Source organism: Streptomyces sp. NBC_00086, from assembly GCF_026343255.1.
Classification (GTDB): Bacteria; Actinomycetota; Actinomycetes; order Streptomycetales; family Streptomycetaceae; genus Streptomyces.
In genome coordinates, this window is record NZ_JAPELZ010000001.1 from 8,122,476 (window position 1) to 8,138,362 (window position 15,887).

Genomic DNA, 15,887 nt, shown 5'->3' on the forward strand with positions numbered 1-15,887 from the left:
CCATTCCCATGCCGAACCGGCGCCCGGGCCGCCCCCTCAGACCACTCGATCCACGCGTGGAGCTGCGAGGCGGCCGACGAGTTCCTCGACGAACGCCTCCAGGTGGGGCGGGCGGGCGCCGGTTCGGGTGGCGACGAACCACGTGCGGGTCAGCGGCTTCGCGCCCATGCGGACCAAGGCCAGATCGTGCGAGGCCGCGTAGGGGGAAGCCACCCAGTTGGGCAGGACGGTCAGGCCCTGGCCGCCCGCCACCATCTCGATCACCAGGTCGGTCACCACCGGCATCGTGGTGATGCGGGCCGGCCGCGCGCCGGCGGGGATCGGCAGTGGCATCGACGGGATGCGCTTCTGGTCGTAGAAGTCGTAGAGGACCAGGTCCTTGCCGTCGAAATCGCGGGCGGTCACGTGTGCGCGGGAGGCCCACGGGTGCGCGGCGGGCACCACCGCCACCATCTCGTCGTCGAACAGCCTGGTCAGGGACACCCGGTCCATCTGCAGGTCCGGCTTGGTCACCAGGGCCACGTCGACCAGGTCGGCGAGCAGGGCGGGGATCGGCGCGTCGTCGGCGACGGTCTCGATGCGGACCTCGATGTCCGGCTCGCGCGCCCGGAAGGCGCGCAGGACCGGCGGCAGCCAAGGGAAGGTGGTGCTGCACTGGGCGGCGAAGCGCACGCGCCGGTCCCGGCCGTCGCGGAGCTCCCGCAGATCGCGCGAGGCCGATTCGAGTTCCCCGAGGACGTGGCGGGCGGCGACCAGGAGCCGGCGGCCGGCGGCGTTGGGGATCAGCCGGCGGCCCTTGCGGTCGAAGAGCGGCATCCCGAGACGGGCCTCCAGTCGGGTCAGCCGCTGGCTCAGCGCCGGCTGGCTGACGTAGAGCCGCTCGGCGGCGGCGGTCAGGGAGCCGGCCTCGGCCGTGGCCTCGAGGAGTTCCAGGTCGCGCAGGTCCACATCCATAACGCTGGATTATCACATGCTTCATATTCCGTCGTGGTGTTATGGGTTGAGGGCTCCTAGGTTTCTGGTGTCGGCCACCGGGGCTCCCCGGCCGCCGCCCACGAAAGGGACACCTTCATGAGCGTCACCAGCACCAGCACCACCGCCCGTACCGCCACGGTCCTCGTCACCGGCTCCTCCAGCGGCATGGGCCTCGACATCGCCCGCGCCTTCCTGGCCGCCGGCGCGAACGTCGTGCTCAACGGCCGCGACCCCGACCGTCTCGCCAAGGCCGCCGCCGGTCTCGGGCATCCGGAGCGCACCGCCTGCGTCGCGGGCAGCACCGCCGCCCGGGAGACCGGCGAAGCGCTCGTCCGCACGGCGCTGGAGCGCTTCGGGCGGATCGACGTCCTGGTCAACAACGCCGGCACCTTCGAGCCGAAGCCCTTCACCGAGGTGACGGAGGACGAGCTCGACGGCTACCTGACGGGGAACCTCAAGGGCACCTACCTCACCACGCAGGCGGTCGTACGCGCCCTGCGCGCCCAGGGTGAGGGCGGCAGCATCGTCAACATCGGCACCGTACTGGTGGACCACGCGCTGGCCGGTTTCCCGGCCTCCGCGCCCGTGGTCAGCAAGGGCGGCGTGCACGCACTGACGACGAGCCTCGCGGCCGAGCTCGCCTCCGACGGGATCAGCGTCAACCTGGTCGCACCGGGCATCATCCGCACCCCCCTGCACGCGGGCGCCGACGTGGACGCCTACGGCGGTCTCGCCCTGCAGGACCGTGTCGGCGAGGTCGCCGAGATCTCCGACGCCGTGCTGTACCTCGCGGGCGCCGGGTTCGTGACCGGCCACTCCCTGCGGGTGGACGGCGGCCACGTGACCGGCCGTCGCATCTGACGCTCCTCGTCGCTGCGACCGCCACTGCCACTGCCACCCCCTCCCCCTCCCCCTCCCCCTCCACCTCCGCCACGAGAAGAAGGAGTCCCCGTGCCGTACGTCAACGTCAAGATCACCCGTGAAGGCGCCACCGCGTCGCAGAAGGCCGAGCTCATCGCAGGCATCACCGACCTGCTGGTCAAGGTCCTCGACAAGGACCCGGCGACCACGTTCGTCCTCATCGACGAGGTCGCCCTGGAGGACTGGGGTGTGGGCGGCGTCCCGACGGACGAGTACCGCCGCCGCAACCGTCCCCGCGGCTGACCTTCGGAGTCAGGCCGGGCGCAGGTCCGCCGCGCACAGGTCCGGGCCGATGAAGGGCAGCAGCCGCACCGTGGCCCCGCCGCCCTCCAGCAGTCCGTCCAGGACGCCTTGATGGACGGCGCACACGACCTCGGGCCGGGCTCGGGCCAGTTCCCGGTACGGGCACTCGTGCAGCAGGACCCGCCGGGTGTCGGGGTCGGGCCCCGGCGCGTCCCTGGGCGCGAAGCCCATCCGGGCGGCCGCGGCGAACACCCGCTCCGCCGCCGGACCGCTCCCGGCCAGCCGGCGCCCCCAGCCGAGGCCGGCCTCGCGGGACGCGCCCGGACCGCCCCCGACGGCCTCGGCCAGGGCCTGGGCGAGCTCCCGGAAGGGGCTGTCCGCCGGTTCCTCCTGGGGGTCGGGCCGGGCGGCCGCGTACCGCAGTCGGGGCCTGCCGCGGCCCGCCCTGGCCGAGGCGGTGGCCGTGACCAGGCCCGCCGCGGCCAGGGCGGCCAGGTGGTGGCGGACGGTGGCGACCGACAGCCCCGTGGCGGCGGCCATGTCGTCCACGCCCAGCAGGCCGTCCGCCTCCCGCAGCAGGGTCATCAGTCGCCGGCGTGACGGTGCGGCCAAGGCGTGGTGGACGCGCTGGGCATCCGCCTCGCGGGACATTTCGGTCATGGCCCAAATATAATCGACGCCCATGGGTTAAAAGGGGAGGGGGAGGAGGGGGCGCAAGAGAGAGGAGGTCTCCTCCTCCGCCCTCAGGTGCCCGTCCGGACGGCGAGGGACCATTCGTTCAGCACCCCGGCGTTCGAGACGACCGCGTCGGTGATCCTGAGCTTCCAGCTCCCCGGCACGGAGTCGCCGATCAGCGGGGCGAGCAGCGAGGGCGGCTGCGAATCCAGCGTCACCCGCAGGTTCTTGGCGTTGCCGCCCGAGCGGTTGTGGATCACGGCCCGGCGGCCGCTCGGGGCCATCAGGACCACGCGCAGATCGCCGATGCGGGGGTGCTCGATGTCGATCGTCACCGTCAGGTCCCGGACCGTGCCCTGGCCCTGGAGGGTGATCGCGTCGGTCAGACCGCCGAAGTCGTCCTCGGGAATCGAGGCGCCGGGCGCCGACGCGCCCGTGACCAGGGTGCCCGCCACGCCCTGCTCGCCCGTCCGGAAAGTGAGCACCGGGCCCGGCGCGGAGACGGCCGAGATGGTCAGACCGGATTCGGTGCCGTCCCACCACAGAGACGCGGGGCGGCTGCTGTGCGAGACGGCGGTGCCCAGGGTGGGTCCGAACAGGTCGGCGCCGTCGCCCTGGTTCCGGTTGGTCTCCAGGTCCAGGTGGCCGTCGGCCTGGAGGAGCGCGCACTGGTAGTGACCCACCGCGGTGCCGTTCTGGAACTCGTTCGACCCCTTGATGTCGCAGTGGTAGACGGCGAGCCCGCTGGAGGTGAGCCGGGAGTCGAAGCCCGCGCGGGTGCGGTTCTCCACGAGGTAGTACTCGACGTCGCGCCGCTGCGGGTTCTGGTAGATCAGGGCCTCGTCGTACTCGCCCTGCCGGGCCTCGTAGAAGCCGGGCTGGGAGATGTCGACGTCGTGCGTCCAGTGCACGAGCCGCCGCAGGTAGACGCAGACCGCGGACGGGAGGAACCCGTCGCCCAGGTTGTTGCCCGCGGCCATCGCGCAGTACGTGCCCAGGCCCGCGCTGGAGAAGTCGTCGCCCTCGCGCTCCGCCGTTCCGTAGTCGTACAGGTCCGGCCAGCGGCACAGCAGGTGGCCGCTCTCGTGGCAGAAGGTGCCGATGCTCAGGTCGGCGGCCGTCTCGCCGATGCTCGTGACGGTGTACAAGTCCGTCCGCACGCTGCCGATCTGGGCGGGGAAGCGGGAGTTGTGCGGCCAGAGGTCCTCCCTGAATTCCGTCCGGCCCGCGTACATGATGCAGAGGGAGTCGACGACGCCCCGCCCGAGCGAGTCGAACCGGGTGAAGTCCACGCCGGCGTCGACGGCCGCCTGCAGGGCCTCCGGTACGAGCCGTCCGCGGTTCTGCGGGAGCCCGTAGGCGAGGCGGGGACGGCTCAAACGCAGCGGGCCGACCACGGTGTTGGTGAAGCGGAGCCGGCCGGTCGACATCGTGCGGAAGAACTCCTTGACCGAGGAGCTGTTTCCGTTCGCCGTGAAATGGGGGCTGTTCAGCAGTGCGGAGACCTCGTCGACCGTGACCTGCGTGGGCTTGTCCGGGAAGTCGACGAGGATCGTCAGCCCCTGGACGTCGCCCTCGCTGAGGACGAAGCCGGGGAGCAGGCCCTTGTTGGGGCCGAAGGTCAGGAGGGTGTCCGGATCGGTGGTGGCCCGGTCCTCCTCCGGGACCGTCTCCATCAGCCGTTCCTTCACCACGTCCCGCCGGTAGACCTGTCCTTCGCGCAAGTGCCGGGGCAGCCCCTCGGGCGCCGGCCGGGAAACCGGCGTGCCGCTGGAGACGAACCGGCGTCCGGCACCGCCGCCGTCGGTCTCGGCGAAGCAGTACAGGCCCCGGGTGTCGTCGTAGACGACCGAATAGCCGTCGAGCGTCTCGTACCGTGCGTACTTGTCGTCACCGAAGGCGACGAGCCGCACGTCACCGCCTTCCTCCTGGGCGAAGGTGAGGGTGTCGCCGAAGATGCCACTCATCGCAAAGCGCCTCCCGGATCCGGACACACGAAGGCTGTCGCCTTCAGTGTCCGGTGGATCCCGGGACGGGCACAGGGCAGAAGGACCCACGCCGGGCGGGGCAGGGATACCCCGGCCAGGAGGGTCGCCCCGGTCGGGGGCCCCCGGTCAGGAGGAGGCCGGGATGAGGTCGTGGGTCAGGGCGAAACGCGTCAGGTCGGCCCGCCGCCGCGAGCCGATCTTGTCGCGGAGCCGGTCCAGGTGGGAGTGCACGGTGTGCTCGCTGATGCCCAGCCGGACGGCGATGCCGTGGTCGGTCTCCCCGCGGGCGACCAGCTCCAGGACCTGCCGTTCGCGGTCCGTGACGTGGCAGGGGGGCGCCGCGTCCGGGACCGGCCCCACGGCGAGATCGGCGGAGACGTACGAGCAGCCGCCGGCGACCAGCCGGATCGCGGCGAGCAGTTCGCGCTCCCCGGCCCGCCGGCTCAGGCAGCCGCGGGCTCCGGCGCGCAGCGCGCCCCGGGCGTCGTCGGGCGGGCCGGAGGAGAGCACCAGGACGGCGAACCCGAGTCCGGCCAGCCGCGCCACCACCTCCGCCAGGCATCCGGGCGACAGCCGGAGGTCGACGAGCAGGACGTCCCCGGCCAGGGCCTCCCCGCGCTCCAGCGCGGCGGTCACCTCATCGACCGATCCGGCGCCCAGTACGAAGGCCGGGCCGTCGGCCGCTTCGAGCACGCGGGCCACGCCGTGGCGCAGCAGCGGGCAGTCACCGAGGACGGCGACCCGTCCCGCGTCCGCACTCATGCGCGCCCCTCTCGGCCTGGGCCCGCGCCGGTGGGAGCGCGGCCCCGCCCCTCCAGTCTTGGCCCTCCGGAGCCGTCCGGCATGCCGGACGCCCGGACGTCCGGCCGCCCGCCCGGGACGGTTTCCGCGGACTGTTATCGTCCGGTCATGCCCGAGCTGATCACACCCACCCCCCGTCTCTACGCCTCCTGGCTCGCCGCGCAGGAGGAATGGGGTCCCGACGCGCACATGGACGGCGCCGGGCTCGGCTCCGACGACGACGTGGACACCCCCGAGGGCTTCGCCGCCTGGACGGAGCGGCTGCGCCGGTACGGGGACCGCGCGGTGCCCCTCGAACACGGACGCGTCCACGCCACGTACTGGTGGATCGCCGAAGGCGACGAGTACCTGGGCGCCATCGACCTGCGGCACTACCTGAACGGCTTCCTGCTCGACGCGGGGGGCCACATCGGCTACAGCGTGCGCCCCTCGGCCCGCCGCCGCGGCCTGGCCACCTGGGCCCTGGGCGAGGTCAAGCACGAGGCCCGGCTGCTGGGGATCGACCGGGTGCTGCTCACCTGCGACCCCGGCAACGAGGGTTCGATCCGCACGATCGAGAGCAGCGGCGGCGTGCTGGAAGACGTCCGCGAGACCCTGATCGGCCCCAAGCGGCGCTACTGGATCGACCTCTAGACCTAGAGTAGACCTAGACCTAACCCCGGCCCCGGCCGCCGGCCCGCTACCGCGCCGCCGGACGGTGCGGGAACGCGGGCGCCGCGGGAGCAGGGCCCAGTGTGGTCGTGCCGGGAGCCGCGCGGTGGCCCAGGCCCGTGCGGTAGGCGTCCAGTGCCGCCTCGGTGCGGCCGGCCCGGCGCAGCAGATCACCCAGGAGCCGGCACAGGTCCGCGAGGTCGCCCGTCGCCCCGCTGCGCTCCAGCAGCGCCAGGGCCTGCACGTAGTGCTCCTCGGCGGCCTCGGGCTCGCCCCGCTCCTCGGCCATGAGGCCGAGCAGTCGGTGCGCGCCGCCCGCGTGGACGGCGCCGTGACTGTCGCCGAGGGCCAGCAGGGCCGAGAGCAGCCCGGCGGCCTCCTCGTACCGGCCGAGCCGGCGCAGTACGTCGGCCAGCTCGACCTCCACCTGGGCGGTGTACAGGGCCGCCCGCCCGGCCGAGAGCATGTCCCGCGCCGTACGCAGTTCCCGCTCGGCGGAGACGAGGTCCCCGTCCTGGGCCTGTACGTAGCCGCGCATCCAGTGGCAGTGCGCCAGGTCGGTCCGCAGCTGTAGCTGCCCGTAGATCGCCTGGGCCTTGGCCAGGGAGGCGTCGGCGTCGGCCACCCGCCCCTCGGTCAGGAAGGTCCGCGCGACCTGCCGGTGCATGCCCGCCACCAGGGCCGGGTCGGTGACCCGGGGGGCCAGTGCCAGGGCCAGCTCGGCGGCGTGGGCGGCCCGGGCGTGGGCGCCCATGTCGATGTACGGCCCGATGACCGCGGCGTAGAGCAGGAGCAGCGCCTCGGGGTCGGCCAGTCCGCTCGCCCCCAGTTCGTCGATGGTGGATTCCAGCAGGTAGCAGGCGTAGCGCAGCTCCCCGGCGAGCAGGTGCGCCACGGCGCGGCCGCGGATCGGGCGGGCCCGGCGGGGGAGCGGCTCCTCGGCCAGCAGGCGCTCGGCGGACTCGAAGTGGCCGATGGCGTCGGTGAGTTCACCCGTCTCCAGGGCGCAGTCGCCGAGTCCGAGCAGGGCCCCGACCCGCTCGTCGGTGAGGCCGAGCTCCTCCGCTTCGGCGAGCAGGCGCCGGTAGTGGACGGCGGCCTCGCCCGCCGCGCCGGAGGCCAGGAGCTGCTGGGCGTCGGTGAGGGCGAGGCGCAGCTCGGTGGCGAGCCCGGCGGGGCGTCCGGTGGTCAGTTCCTCGTAGGAGGTGCCGAGTCGTCCGGCCAGGAAGCGCAGGGCGGCCTCCGAGGGGCGCACCTTGCCCGACTCCAGGGTGGAGACATAGGCCGGGGTGTACGAGGGCTCAGCCAACTTGCGCTGTGTCAGGCCGAGTTCGGTGCGCATGCGCTGAACCCTGCGGCCGATTGCGGCCGGTTCGTCCATGGGATCCCCCTGGTTGCTCGAACTGCCCAGTATTCAGGGGGAGCAGGGCATTGCGCACCCGTCGTGCGCCGCCTAATTTAAGCAGCCGATTCAATCTGTTTACATTCATGCTTAACTCCCTTCACCGCAGGAGGACTTCATGCACCACGTCAGACGCCCGGCCGCCCGGGCGGTCCTGCGGGCAGCCGTCGCGGCGGCCTGCGCGACCGCCGCTTTGCTGGCCGCCGGGCCCGTCCGCGCGGCCGACGCCCCGGTCGTGCCGCGGCTGGTGGTGGAGATTCCGGGGCCGGAGCAGGGTGGTGACGCCGGATCGGGCCATGCCCGCGTCCCCGCACGGGCCGGTCAGGCGGCCGGTTCGGGCGCCCGGCTCTCCGAAGCGGAGCGGGCGGCCGACGGGGAGGTCGCCAAGCTCGTCGACAACGGACCCACCGGCGACCGGCTGGACGTGGTCGTCATCGGCGACGGCTACACGGCGGCCGAGCTGGGCAAGTTCCACACCGACGCCCGGGCCAAGTGGGCCGAGGTGACGGCCGTGGAGCCGTACGCCACCTACCGGAACCTCTTCAACGTCTGGACGGTCGACGCCGTCTCCCACGAGTCCGGAGTCTCCGGCGACCCTGACCGGGGGGCCGTCCGCGACACGGCCCTCGGCTCGTACTTCTGGTGCGAGGAGATCGAGCGGCTCCTGTGCATAGACCAGCCCAAGGTGGACGCCTACGTGGCCAAGGCGCCGGAGGCCGATCTGGTCATCGTCCTGGCCAACAGCGCCAAGTACGGCGGCGCCGGCTACAACGAACCCAGCGCCACCCTCGGCTACGAAGGCATCTCCACCGCCTCGGCGGACAACGCCAAGTCCGGCCAGGTAGCCATCCACGAGACGGGCCACTCGCTCGGCAAACTCGCCGACGAGTACTTCTACCCCGGGGTCCCGGACTACGAGAAGTACACGGGGCCGGAGCCCGCCGAGTCCAACACCTCCAAGCTGTCCGCCGACCGGATGGCCCGGCAGCGGGCCAAGTGGTACCGCTGGCTCGGCGAGACCTCTCCGGACGGCGGCGCCGTCGGCGCGTACGAGGGCGGCGGCTACTTCGCCACCGGGATCCGGCGGCCCACCGACAACTCGCTGATGCGGGTCCTGGGCAAACCCTTCAACCTCCCCGGCGTCGAGGCGATGATCGCCGGCTTCTACAAGCACGCGAAGGCCGTCACCCCGCTCACCCCGACGGACCGCACCCTGCGGACGGCGCACCTCGCGAAGGTGGCCGTGCCCCGGCTCACCGGCGGCGACGGCCGCCAGCTCCTGGTCCGCTGGTACCTCGACGGCCGCGAGGTCAAGCGGCTGGCGGGCCGGACCGACGTCACCGTCGCGGAGCTGAGGCTCCCCGACCGGCGCACCCACACCCTGTCGGTCACCGCCGAAGACCGGACCCCTTCGGTCCGCGACCCGGAGATCGCCCGCACGCTGCGCTCCACCGTCTACTGGAACGTCCGCAGGTAGCCCGACCCCCGGGGCGATGGCCGGGCGGGCGCGGCACGCACGGCGACGGCGGCGCGGGAGCCATCGCTCCCGCGCCGCCGTAGGTCGTCCCCGGTCCACAGCCCCTAGGCAGGCTCGCCCACGCGGTGGGCGGCCGGGGCGCCGGCCCGCTCGCCGCTCCGCGGCAGGCGGCGCCGCGCCAGGGCCATGGCGGCCACCGTGTACGCGCACAGCACCGCGACCCCCGCCCACCAGGGCAGCGGGAAGTATCCCGCAGAAGGCGCGTAGTGGGCGGTGACCTGCGGATATTCCACGAGGGTCTGCTGGACGGCGAAACCGGCGGCCGGAGTCACCCGCAGCAGCCACTGCGCGAGCCCGTCGCTCAGCAGGGGGACGGTGCACACGGCGTACGGGACCACGACCGCCGAGACGGCGACGAGGCCGGCGAGCCGGCGGCGCCGCAGCAGCGCGCCGAGCGCCAGGGCGAGTACGGCCGTGAGGGCGAGCGCAGCGGAGACGCCCAGGACCACCCGGGCTCCGGTGAGCACGGACAGCCCCACGACGGGCACCCCGTTCGACGCCAGGACCGCCGCGCCGACCGGCACCACGATGCCCACGGCGAGCAGCCCGGTCACGAAGGTCACGGCTCCCACGACAATGGCCCTCGCCCCGAACACCGCACGGGTGAGGGGCGCGGCGTCCCCCGGCCCGCGTCGGCCGGACCCGCCGTCGGCGAACCGTACGGCCACCACCAGCACGATGAGCAGGGCGAGGCTCAGACCGGTCAGCATTCCCTCCACGGGGCGCCCGCCCCAGGTGGCCGTGGGCGCGATGTCACCGGTGCCGACGACGGTGATGCTGCCGTCCTTCTCCACGGCCCCGGAGGGGTGATGCTTCTCCCAGTCGGTCACGTTCATCTCGCCGACCAGCCCGGCCCGCCAGCTCACGTCCGTGCCGGCGCCCTCCAGACGGACGTGGTCGAAGGAACCGGCGGCCTGGGTGAAGCGCACCTGCTCCGTGGCCCCGCCCAGGCCCACCGGCCGTAGCGTCAGGTCACCGGGAGAGGTGGCGAACAGGCCGACCTGCGCGGCCTCCGGCAGTCCGGGAACCTTCACCGCGGCCACCTTCGCCCACCGCTCGCCGTCGGAGGACTCGTAGCCCGTGACGGTGTCGCCCGACCGGGTCAGCCGCAGCCACAGCGGCGACCCGTCCGAGACCGCGGAGCTCTTGACGGCGCTCCCGGCGATGTCGTGCTCGTAGTCGTACTGCATCCGCACGCCGTGCTCGCCGGTGAGCATCAAGGCCGCGTACGAGGACCCCTGGCGGACGCCGTCCTTGATGATGATCCCGGCCTTCGCCCAGGGCACCAGACCCGGGACGATCCGGTCGTGGTGGGGCGGCGGATAGGTGATGGTGCCCGTCATGGACTTCATCCGGACCGTGATGCTGCCCTCGCGCCCCAGATCCCGGTGCATGAAGGCGAACTGGTCGCTGACCGCGGTGCCGTCCGGACCGGTGGGGTCCGTCGGGCACGGGCCGGAGCAGGACGCGTGGTTGCCGAACGCGTAGAGCAGCCCGAGGGCCAGGACCATCAGGGCCGCCGTGACCAGGGCGATCAGCCGGGCCGGACGCAGGAAGCGGGTCCACTCCTGCCGGAGGAGTTCGTTGTGTGTGAGCATGCTTCGGTTCTACGCAGCCGGTCGTAACGGGGTCCGAACCGTCGCTGTCATGACGCTGTTAGGTGCCGCCGGGCATGCTGGACGCCATCGGACGGGACGGGGAGAGAAGCCATGGCCACACTACGGAGCAGGACCGTCGGACGGCGGTTCACGATTCTCTACGCCGCGGTGTTCCTGCTCTCCGGGATCGGGCTGATCGCCCTGATCTACCTGTTCTCCCGCTCGGACATGACCGTGTCCGCTGCCCGGCAGCAGCCGCCGCCGGGCGGGCCGGCCACGGGCGTCGCACAGCACGTCCTCGACCTGGAACGACAACTCGCGGACGTACACGCCCAGCAGTCCAGGCAGCTCCTGTTCGGCTCGCTGATCGCGATCGTCGTGATGGCCGCCGTCTCGCTCCTGCTCGGCCGGATCCTCGCCGGGCACGTCCTGCGCCCGCTGCGCCTGATCACCGCGGCCACGCGGCGGATCTCCGCGGACACCCTGGACCAGCGGCTCGCCGTGGCCGGGCCCGACGACGAGGTCAAGGAGCTCGCGGACACGGTGGACGGCCTCTTGGCGCGCCTGGAGGCCTCGTTCGCCGCGCAACGGCGCTTCGTGGCCAACGCCTCGCACGAACTGCGCACTCCGCTGACGACGATCCGCGCTTCGCTCGACGTGGCCGTGGCCAAACCACTGCCCGCGCCGCAGACCCTCGCGCTCGCCGGCCGGGTGCGTACCGAACTCGACCGGGTGGACCGCCTGTTGGAAGGCTTCCTCGTGCTCGCCCGGGCCCAGCACGGCGTCCTGCCCGACCGGGTTCCCGTCTCGCTCGCCGGGCTGGCGGGAGAGGCGCTGGCCGCCAGGGCCGCCGCCGTCGCGGAGAAGAACCTGACCGTCGAGGACGGGCTGACGCCGCGGGCGTGGACACGGGGCAGCCCGGCTCTGCTGTCCCGGCTCGTGCAGAACCTGATCGACAACGCGATCGTGCACAACCAGGGGGGCGGCTGGATCCGGATCGCCACCGAGGACGGCGCCACCGGGGACGACGCCACCGAAGACGGCACCAGCGCGAACGGCACCGGCGCGGCCGACGGCCCCTGGGCCCGCCTCGTCGTCGAAACCGGCGGGGGTGTCCTCGACCAGGAGCAGGTGGACCGGCTGACGCAGCCGTTCGAGCGGCTCGGCACCGACCGGACCGGATCGCAGGAGAGTTCCGGACTGGGGCTGTCGATCGTCGCCGCCATCGTCTGCGCGCACGGCGGCCGCCTCGACCTCCGCGTCCGGCCGGAAGGCGGACTGAAGGTGACGGCCGCGATGCCGTCGGCGGCCGCCCCGAACGGCTCGGACGGCCTGATCGGGGGGACACCGTGAGGATCCTGGTCGTCGAGGACGCGCGCTCGCTCGCCGAGGTCGTCGCCGAAGGACTGCGGGACCAGGGAATGGCCGTGGACCTCGCGTACGACGGGCTGGCCGCCGCCGCCAAGCTCGACGTGAACGCGTACGACGTGGTGGTCCTCGACCGGGACCTGCCCGGCATACACGGCGACACGCTCTGCCGGATGATCACGGAGCGGGACGACCGCGCGATGGTGCTGATGCTGACCGCGGCCGGATCGCCCGGCGACCGGGTCAGCGGCCTCACGCTGGGCGCCGACGACTACCTCGCCAAACCGTTCCACTTCCCCGAACTGATCCTGCGCATCCGCTCCCTGGCCCGCCGCAGGCCCGCGGCCCGGCCCCGTACGCTGCGCGCCGCCGGAATCGAACTCGACCCGGTCCACCGCACCGCCCTGCGGGACGGCGCCCGCCTGGAGCTCTCCGTCAAGGAGTTCGCCGTCCTGGAGGCCCTGCTCAGGGTCAGTCCCGGCTTCCTGAGCGCCGAGGCCCTCCTGGAACAGGTGTGGGACGAGAACGCGGACCCGTTCACCAACACGGTCGCGGTCACCATGGGCCGCCTGCGCCGCAAACTGGGCGCCCCGCAGATCATCACGACGACCCCGGGCGTGGGCTACCGCATCGCCGGCCCCGCCCCGGCCTGATCGACAGGGCACCCCTCAGAGGGGGTTCAGCTCCCCGAGCCCCAGGGTGCGCAGGGTGTGGTTCGCCATCCGCAGGTGACCGACCGCGTTGGGGTGGGCGGCGTCGTCGAGCCAGGAGATCGGGTCCAGCGTGCCGTGGTGCTCCAGCCAGTGGGCCTCGTGGTCGACGAGCAGCGCTCCGGTCTCCTTCGCGATCTCCCGTACGGCCCGGCAGTACGCGGGGAGTGCCGCACGCCGCTCCCGGCCCGCGAGGCCGACCAGCGCCGGGGTGTGCAGGACCACCTGCGTGCGCGGGTCCACTCCGGCGATGATCCGGCGCATCGCCTCGTGGAACCGGGGCAGTCCCTCCTCGCCGGCGAGGCAGTCGTTCGTGCCGAGGGACACGGACAGCACGTCGGGCTCGAACCGGCCGATGAGGTGGTCGTGGAGCGAGAGCACGTCGGCCGCGCCCCATCCGGAGACTCCGGTGTTGACCACGACATCGGTGAGCCGGCGCAACTGCCACCGGACCCGCTCGTGCACGTGCTCGACCCAGCCGCGGGCCCCGTGCGTGTGCAGCACGGCCTGGGTGATGCTGTCCCCGGTCGTCACCCAGGTCATGGGGCTCTCCGTCAGCCGGATCATCGGTGTGTCCCTTCCACGTCCGGTCGCCCGCGCGCCTCCGACGGCGGCGGTGCTCCGTAGAGGGGTCATGCTGCCCGACCAAGATCATGCGTACAACGCCCGGCCGCTCCGAGGGCGCCCTGACCGGGGCGGATAATGTCACGGCACGTACCGAGCGGAGAGTTGAAGAAACGATGGCGCTGAACGAAGGCCGGCGGGTGAGGCTGGCGCAGGACGTCCGGCTGAGCGACTGGGTCGCGATGACGGAGGGCCCCTCGGCCACGGCGGGGGCCGTCGCCGGTTCGCTGTCTCTGGCGGCGGGCATCGAGGGCACCGTGGTGCGGTTGGTCGAGCACGACCTGCAGACTCCGGAGTCCCGCGAGTACGAGAGGCTCAAGTCGCTCCTGGACGCCTTCGGCGCGGGGATGCCGGCGGAGAGCAAGAAGCAGCTGGAAGAGAAGGTCGCCGGCCTGGAGCCCGCGTGGACCGCCTACCGGGCGGAGCCGATCCGGGTGACCGTCGAAGTGCGCTTCGACAACGGATTCATCCTCGACGACGCACGGGAAGACCTCTTCGCCCCCGCCTGACAGGGCTCATGGGGCCAGGGGGTGTCCGACCAGGCCGGGCTCCGGCCCGATCGGCAAGACACCCCCCAGGGCCGCGTCCACCGCCGCCTCGGCGTGCAGGCGGGCGGTGGGGAAGAGCGGTACGGGACTGTCCGCCGGGCCGATGAGCAGTTCGATCTCCGTGCACCCCAGGACGATTCCCTCCGCGCCCCCGGCGACGAGGTCCTCCATGACCCGGCGGTACGCGGCGCGCGATTCCTCGCGGACGACGCCGAGGCAGAGCTCCTCGTAGATCACCCGGTGTACGAGCGCGCGCCCCTCGGGATCCGGGACGCGGACGTCGAGTCCGCCCGCGGCCAGGCGGCCGCGGTAGAAGTCCTCTTCCATCGTGAACGCGGTGCCCAGGAGCCCGACCCGGCGCAGTCCGGCGCCGCGGACGGCGGCCGCCGTGGTGTCCGCCAGGTGCAGCAGCGGGACGGAGACGGCGGCCTCGACCGCGCCGGCGACCTTGTGCATGGTGTTGGTGCAGATCAGCAGGAGCTCCGCGCCCGCCGCTTCCAGCGAGCGCGCGGCATCGGCCAGTGCCTCGCCGGCTTCCTCCCAGCGGCCCTGGACCTGCAGCCGCTCCATCTCCGCGAAGTCCACGGAATAGAGCACGCAGCGGGCGGAGTGGAGTCCGCCGAGCCGCTCGCGGGTCCGCTCGTTGAGGATCCGGTAGTACTCCGCCGTCGACTCCCAGCTCATACCGCCGATCAACCCGATCGTCTTCATGCGCCCACCATAAGGGGAAATCCGTAATGCCCAGTCATCCATAAGTCGGCCTTTGGTCCTCTGTCGGTGGAACCTCCAGCTCGTCCAAGACCCGGTGCAAGGGCCGGCGCAGGGCAACGGCGACGGGCCGGGAGTCCGCGCGGGCGTAGGCTGCGAGCCCCTCGCGGGCGGCGGTCACGGCGGCCCGGGGATCGTCTCCCGACAAGGCCAGCTCGACGGCCCGCGCGGTGAGCGAGGCCAGCTCCGGAACCCGTAGCCGCGCCCGGGCCAGGTCGGGAGCGAGGTCCTCCCGGCCGGTGAAGGCGGCCACCTCCCCGGCCAGGGTCGCCACGTGCGCGGCCAGCCCGTCGGCGCCGGCGATGCGCCCGGCCCGCAGGCGTACGGAGCCGCGCTGACGGCGGCGCAGGGGGTTGAAGCGCAGGGCGCGTTCGGCTTCACGGGCGCGTGCGGCGCCCGCGTGCACCGCCTCCACATGGGCGTGCACCCGGGCCAGGTTGTCTTGGGCGGCGGCCTGCCCGCCGCCCAAGACCGCGGCGGTGCCGGTGAGGGAACGGCTCAGGCGGGCCCCGCAGTCGGCGGAGACTGCCGTCAGGACGCGCTGGGGGTCGGGCGGCCACAGCAGCGGGGCGAGGAGGATGGTGACGGCCGCGCCCGCCGCGGTCTCCCACACGCGGTCCAGTGCGTAGGAATCGGGGGAGGCGTTGGCGAAGACCAGCAGCGATGACAGCGCGACCTGGATGTTGAGGGCGCCGCCGGCCCGCAGGACCATGCCGACCCCCAGGCCCAGGGCCACCACCAGGGTCAGGGTGAGGGTGGAGGGCTGCCACAGGTTCAGGACGGCGATCGCGATCAGCACGCCCGCCACGACCCCCAGGATCCGCTGCAGCGAGGTGCCCAGGGCCGTCATCGGATCACCGCGCAGGGCCACCAGGGGGACGATCGCCGCGAACACCGGCGGCTGATCGGCGCCCAGCCACAGCGCGGCCTGCCAGGCGGCGGCCACGGTGACCAGGATGCGGGCGGCAGCCGGACCCTCGGTGCGCAGGAGCGCCCGGGCCCGCCCGCCTGGTCGTGCCGGGGAGTCGACGAGATCGGTCATCCGTTCCCTTCGGTGTGACCCCCCGGCACGGACGGT

16 protein-coding genes are annotated in these 15,887 nt (G+C 73.0%); 7 read left to right on the plus strand and 9 right to left on the minus strand.

Going from position 1 to position 15,887, the window contains the following annotated elements; all coding sequences use genetic code 11:
* Positions 1-36: 36 nt before the first annotated feature.
* Complete coding sequence (locus tag OG276_RS36695; protein ID WP_266912281.1) at positions 37-954, minus strand: LysR family transcriptional regulator; 918 nt, start codon at positions 952-954, stop codon at positions 37-39.
* 117 nt (positions 955-1,071) lie between these two features.
* Here OG276_RS36695 and OG276_RS36700 point away from each other — a divergent pair, with 117 nt between their 5' ends.
* Positions 1,072-1,836, plus strand: coding sequence for an SDR family NAD(P)-dependent oxidoreductase (locus OG276_RS36700; RefSeq protein WP_266912283.1), 765 nt, complete (start codon positions 1,072-1,074; stop codon positions 1,834-1,836).
* Between the two features lie 90 nt (positions 1,837-1,926).
* Positions 1,927-2,139: a 4-oxalocrotonate tautomerase family protein gene (locus tag OG276_RS36705; protein ID WP_243333154.1), complete on the plus strand. Its 213-nt coding sequence runs from the start codon at positions 1,927-1,929 to the stop codon at positions 2,137-2,139.
* Between the two features lie 9 nt (positions 2,140-2,148).
* Here the strand turns inward: OG276_RS36705 and OG276_RS36710 are convergent, their stop codons facing one another.
* The 3 genes from OG276_RS36710 to OG276_RS36720 all read right to left on the minus strand — a co-directional run bounded on the left by OG276_RS36710 (position 2,149) and on the right by OG276_RS36720 (position 5,564).
* The gene (locus tag OG276_RS36710) at positions 2,149-2,799 is read right to left on the minus strand and encodes a metalloregulator ArsR/SmtB family transcription factor (protein ID WP_266912286.1); all 651 of its coding nucleotides are present in this window, start codon (positions 2,797-2,799) and stop codon (positions 2,149-2,151) included.
* An 83-nt stretch (positions 2,800-2,882) separates the two neighbouring features.
* The gene (locus OG276_RS36715) at positions 2,883-4,781 is read right to left on the minus strand and encodes a M6 family metalloprotease domain-containing protein (protein ID WP_266912288.1); all 1,899 of its coding nucleotides are present in this window, start codon (positions 4,779-4,781) and stop codon (positions 2,883-2,885) included.
* Between the two features lie 147 nt (positions 4,782-4,928).
* Positions 4,929-5,564 (minus strand): response regulator transcription factor, encoded by a 636-nt coding sequence (locus OG276_RS36720; protein ID WP_266912290.1) that lies wholly within the window; start codon positions 5,562-5,564, stop codon positions 4,929-4,931.
* A gap of 147 nt (positions 5,565-5,711) precedes the next feature.
* Here OG276_RS36720 and OG276_RS36725 point away from each other — a divergent pair, with 147 nt between their 5' ends.
* On the plus strand, positions 5,712-6,236 hold the full coding sequence (locus tag OG276_RS36725; RefSeq protein WP_266912292.1) for a GNAT family N-acetyltransferase: 525 nt from the start codon (positions 5,712-5,714) through the stop codon (positions 6,234-6,236).
* A gap of 46 nt (positions 6,237-6,282) precedes the next feature.
* On the opposite strand, the gene OG276_RS36730 is transcribed toward OG276_RS36725, so the two are convergent.
* Positions 6,283-7,635 carry a transcriptional regulator gene (locus tag OG276_RS36730; protein ID WP_266912294.1) on the minus strand — a complete coding sequence of 451 codons (1,353 nt, stop codon included), beginning with the start codon at positions 7,633-7,635 and terminating at the stop codon, positions 6,283-6,285.
* A gap of 139 nt (positions 7,636-7,774) precedes the next feature.
* Here OG276_RS36730 and OG276_RS36735 point away from each other — a divergent pair, with 139 nt between their 5' ends.
* Positions 7,775-9,133: a M64 family metallopeptidase gene (locus OG276_RS36735; RefSeq protein ID WP_266912296.1), complete on the plus strand. Its 1,359-nt coding sequence runs from the start codon at positions 7,775-7,777 to the stop codon at positions 9,131-9,133.
* 104 nt (positions 9,134-9,237) lie between these two features.
* Here the strand turns inward: OG276_RS36735 and OG276_RS36740 are convergent, their stop codons facing one another.
* Positions 9,238-10,791, minus strand: a complete 1,554-nt coding sequence (locus OG276_RS36740) for a hypothetical protein (protein ID WP_266912298.1) — start codon at positions 10,789-10,791, stop codon at positions 9,238-9,240.
* Positions 10,792-10,902: 111 nt separating this feature from the next.
* On the opposite strand from OG276_RS36740, the gene OG276_RS36745 reads away from it, so the two are divergent.
* The gene (locus OG276_RS36745) at positions 10,903-12,144 is read left to right on the plus strand and encodes a cell wall metabolism sensor histidine kinase WalK (RefSeq protein WP_266912300.1); all 1,242 of its coding nucleotides are present in this window, start codon (positions 10,903-10,905) and stop codon (positions 12,142-12,144) included.
* The gene (locus OG276_RS36750) at positions 12,141-12,812 is read left to right on the plus strand and encodes a response regulator transcription factor (protein ID WP_266912302.1); all 672 of its coding nucleotides are present in this window, start codon (positions 12,141-12,143) and stop codon (positions 12,810-12,812) included. Before OG276_RS36745 ends, OG276_RS36750 begins: the two co-directional genes overlap by 4 nt.
* Positions 12,813-12,827: 15 nt before the next feature.
* Here OG276_RS36750 and OG276_RS36755 read toward each other — a convergent pair whose 3' ends face one another.
* Positions 12,828-13,412, minus strand: a complete 585-nt coding sequence (locus OG276_RS36755) for an SGNH/GDSL hydrolase family protein (protein ID WP_266912304.1) — start codon at positions 13,410-13,412, stop codon at positions 12,828-12,830.
* Between the two features lie 197 nt (positions 13,413-13,609).
* Between OG276_RS36755 and OG276_RS36760 the strand changes: the two genes are divergently transcribed.
* The gene (locus tag OG276_RS36760) at positions 13,610-14,002 is read left to right on the plus strand and encodes a hypothetical protein (RefSeq protein ID WP_266912306.1); all 393 of its coding nucleotides are present in this window, start codon (positions 13,610-13,612) and stop codon (positions 14,000-14,002) included.
* A 6-nt stretch (positions 14,003-14,008) separates the two neighbouring features.
* On the opposite strand, the gene OG276_RS36765 is transcribed toward OG276_RS36760, so the two are convergent.
* Together OG276_RS36765 and OG276_RS36770 are read right to left on the minus strand one after the other, a co-directional pair.
* On the minus strand, positions 14,009-14,752 hold the full coding sequence (locus OG276_RS36765) for an aspartate/glutamate racemase family protein (protein ID WP_266912308.1): 744 nt from the start codon (positions 14,750-14,752) through the stop codon (positions 14,009-14,011).
* Between the two features lie 34 nt (positions 14,753-14,786).
* Positions 14,787-15,851, minus strand: coding sequence for an aromatic acid exporter family protein (locus OG276_RS36770; protein ID WP_266912310.1), 1,065 nt, complete (start codon positions 15,849-15,851; stop codon positions 14,787-14,789).
* Positions 15,852-15,887: the final 36 nt, after the last annotated feature.

Bases quoted from the DNA above. Each gene is read 5' to 3' on its own strand.
- OG276_RS36695 (WP_266912281.1), bottom strand. From the start codon at position 954: ATGGATGTGGACCTGCGCGACCTGGAACTCCTCGAGGCCACGGCCGAG.
- OG276_RS36710 (WP_266912286.1), bottom strand. From the start codon at position 2,799: ATGACCGAAATGTCCCGCGAGGCGGATGCCCAGCGCGTCCACCACGCC.
- OG276_RS36740 (WP_266912298.1), bottom strand. From the start codon at position 10,791: ATGCTCACACACAACGAACTCCTCCGGCAGGAGTGGACCCGCTTCCTG.
- OG276_RS36745 (WP_266912300.1), top strand. From the start codon at position 10,903: ATGGCCACACTACGGAGCAGGACCGTCGGACGGCGGTTCACGATTCTC.
- OG276_RS36725 (WP_266912292.1), top strand. From the start codon at position 5,712: ATGCCCGAGCTGATCACACCCACCCCCCGTCTCTACGCCTCCTGGCTC.
- OG276_RS36715 (WP_266912288.1), bottom strand. From the start codon at position 4,781: ATGAGTGGCATCTTCGGCGACACCCTCACCTTCGCCCAGGAGGAAGGC.
- OG276_RS36760 (WP_266912306.1), top strand. From the start codon at position 13,610: ATGGCGCTGAACGAAGGCCGGCGGGTGAGGCTGGCGCAGGACGTCCGG.
- OG276_RS36735 (WP_266912296.1), top strand. From the start codon at position 7,775: ATGCACCACGTCAGACGCCCGGCCGCCCGGGCGGTCCTGCGGGCAGCC.
- OG276_RS36770 (WP_266912310.1), bottom strand. From the start codon at position 15,851: ATGACCGATCTCGTCGACTCCCCGGCACGACCAGGCGGGCGGGCCCGG.
- OG276_RS36755 (WP_266912304.1), bottom strand. From the start codon at position 13,412: ATGACCTGGGTGACGACCGGGGACAGCATCACCCAGGCCGTGCTGCAC.
- OG276_RS36730 (WP_266912294.1), bottom strand. From the start codon at position 7,635: ATGGACGAACCGGCCGCAATCGGCCGCAGGGTTCAGCGCATGCGCACC.
- OG276_RS36720 (WP_266912290.1), bottom strand. From the start codon at position 5,564: ATGAGTGCGGACGCGGGACGGGTCGCCGTCCTCGGTGACTGCCCGCTG.
- OG276_RS36700 (WP_266912283.1), top strand. From the start codon at position 1,072: ATGAGCGTCACCAGCACCAGCACCACCGCCCGTACCGCCACGGTCCTC.
- OG276_RS36765 (WP_266912308.1), bottom strand. From the start codon at position 14,752: ATGAAGACGATCGGGTTGATCGGCGGTATGAGCTGGGAGTCGACGGCG.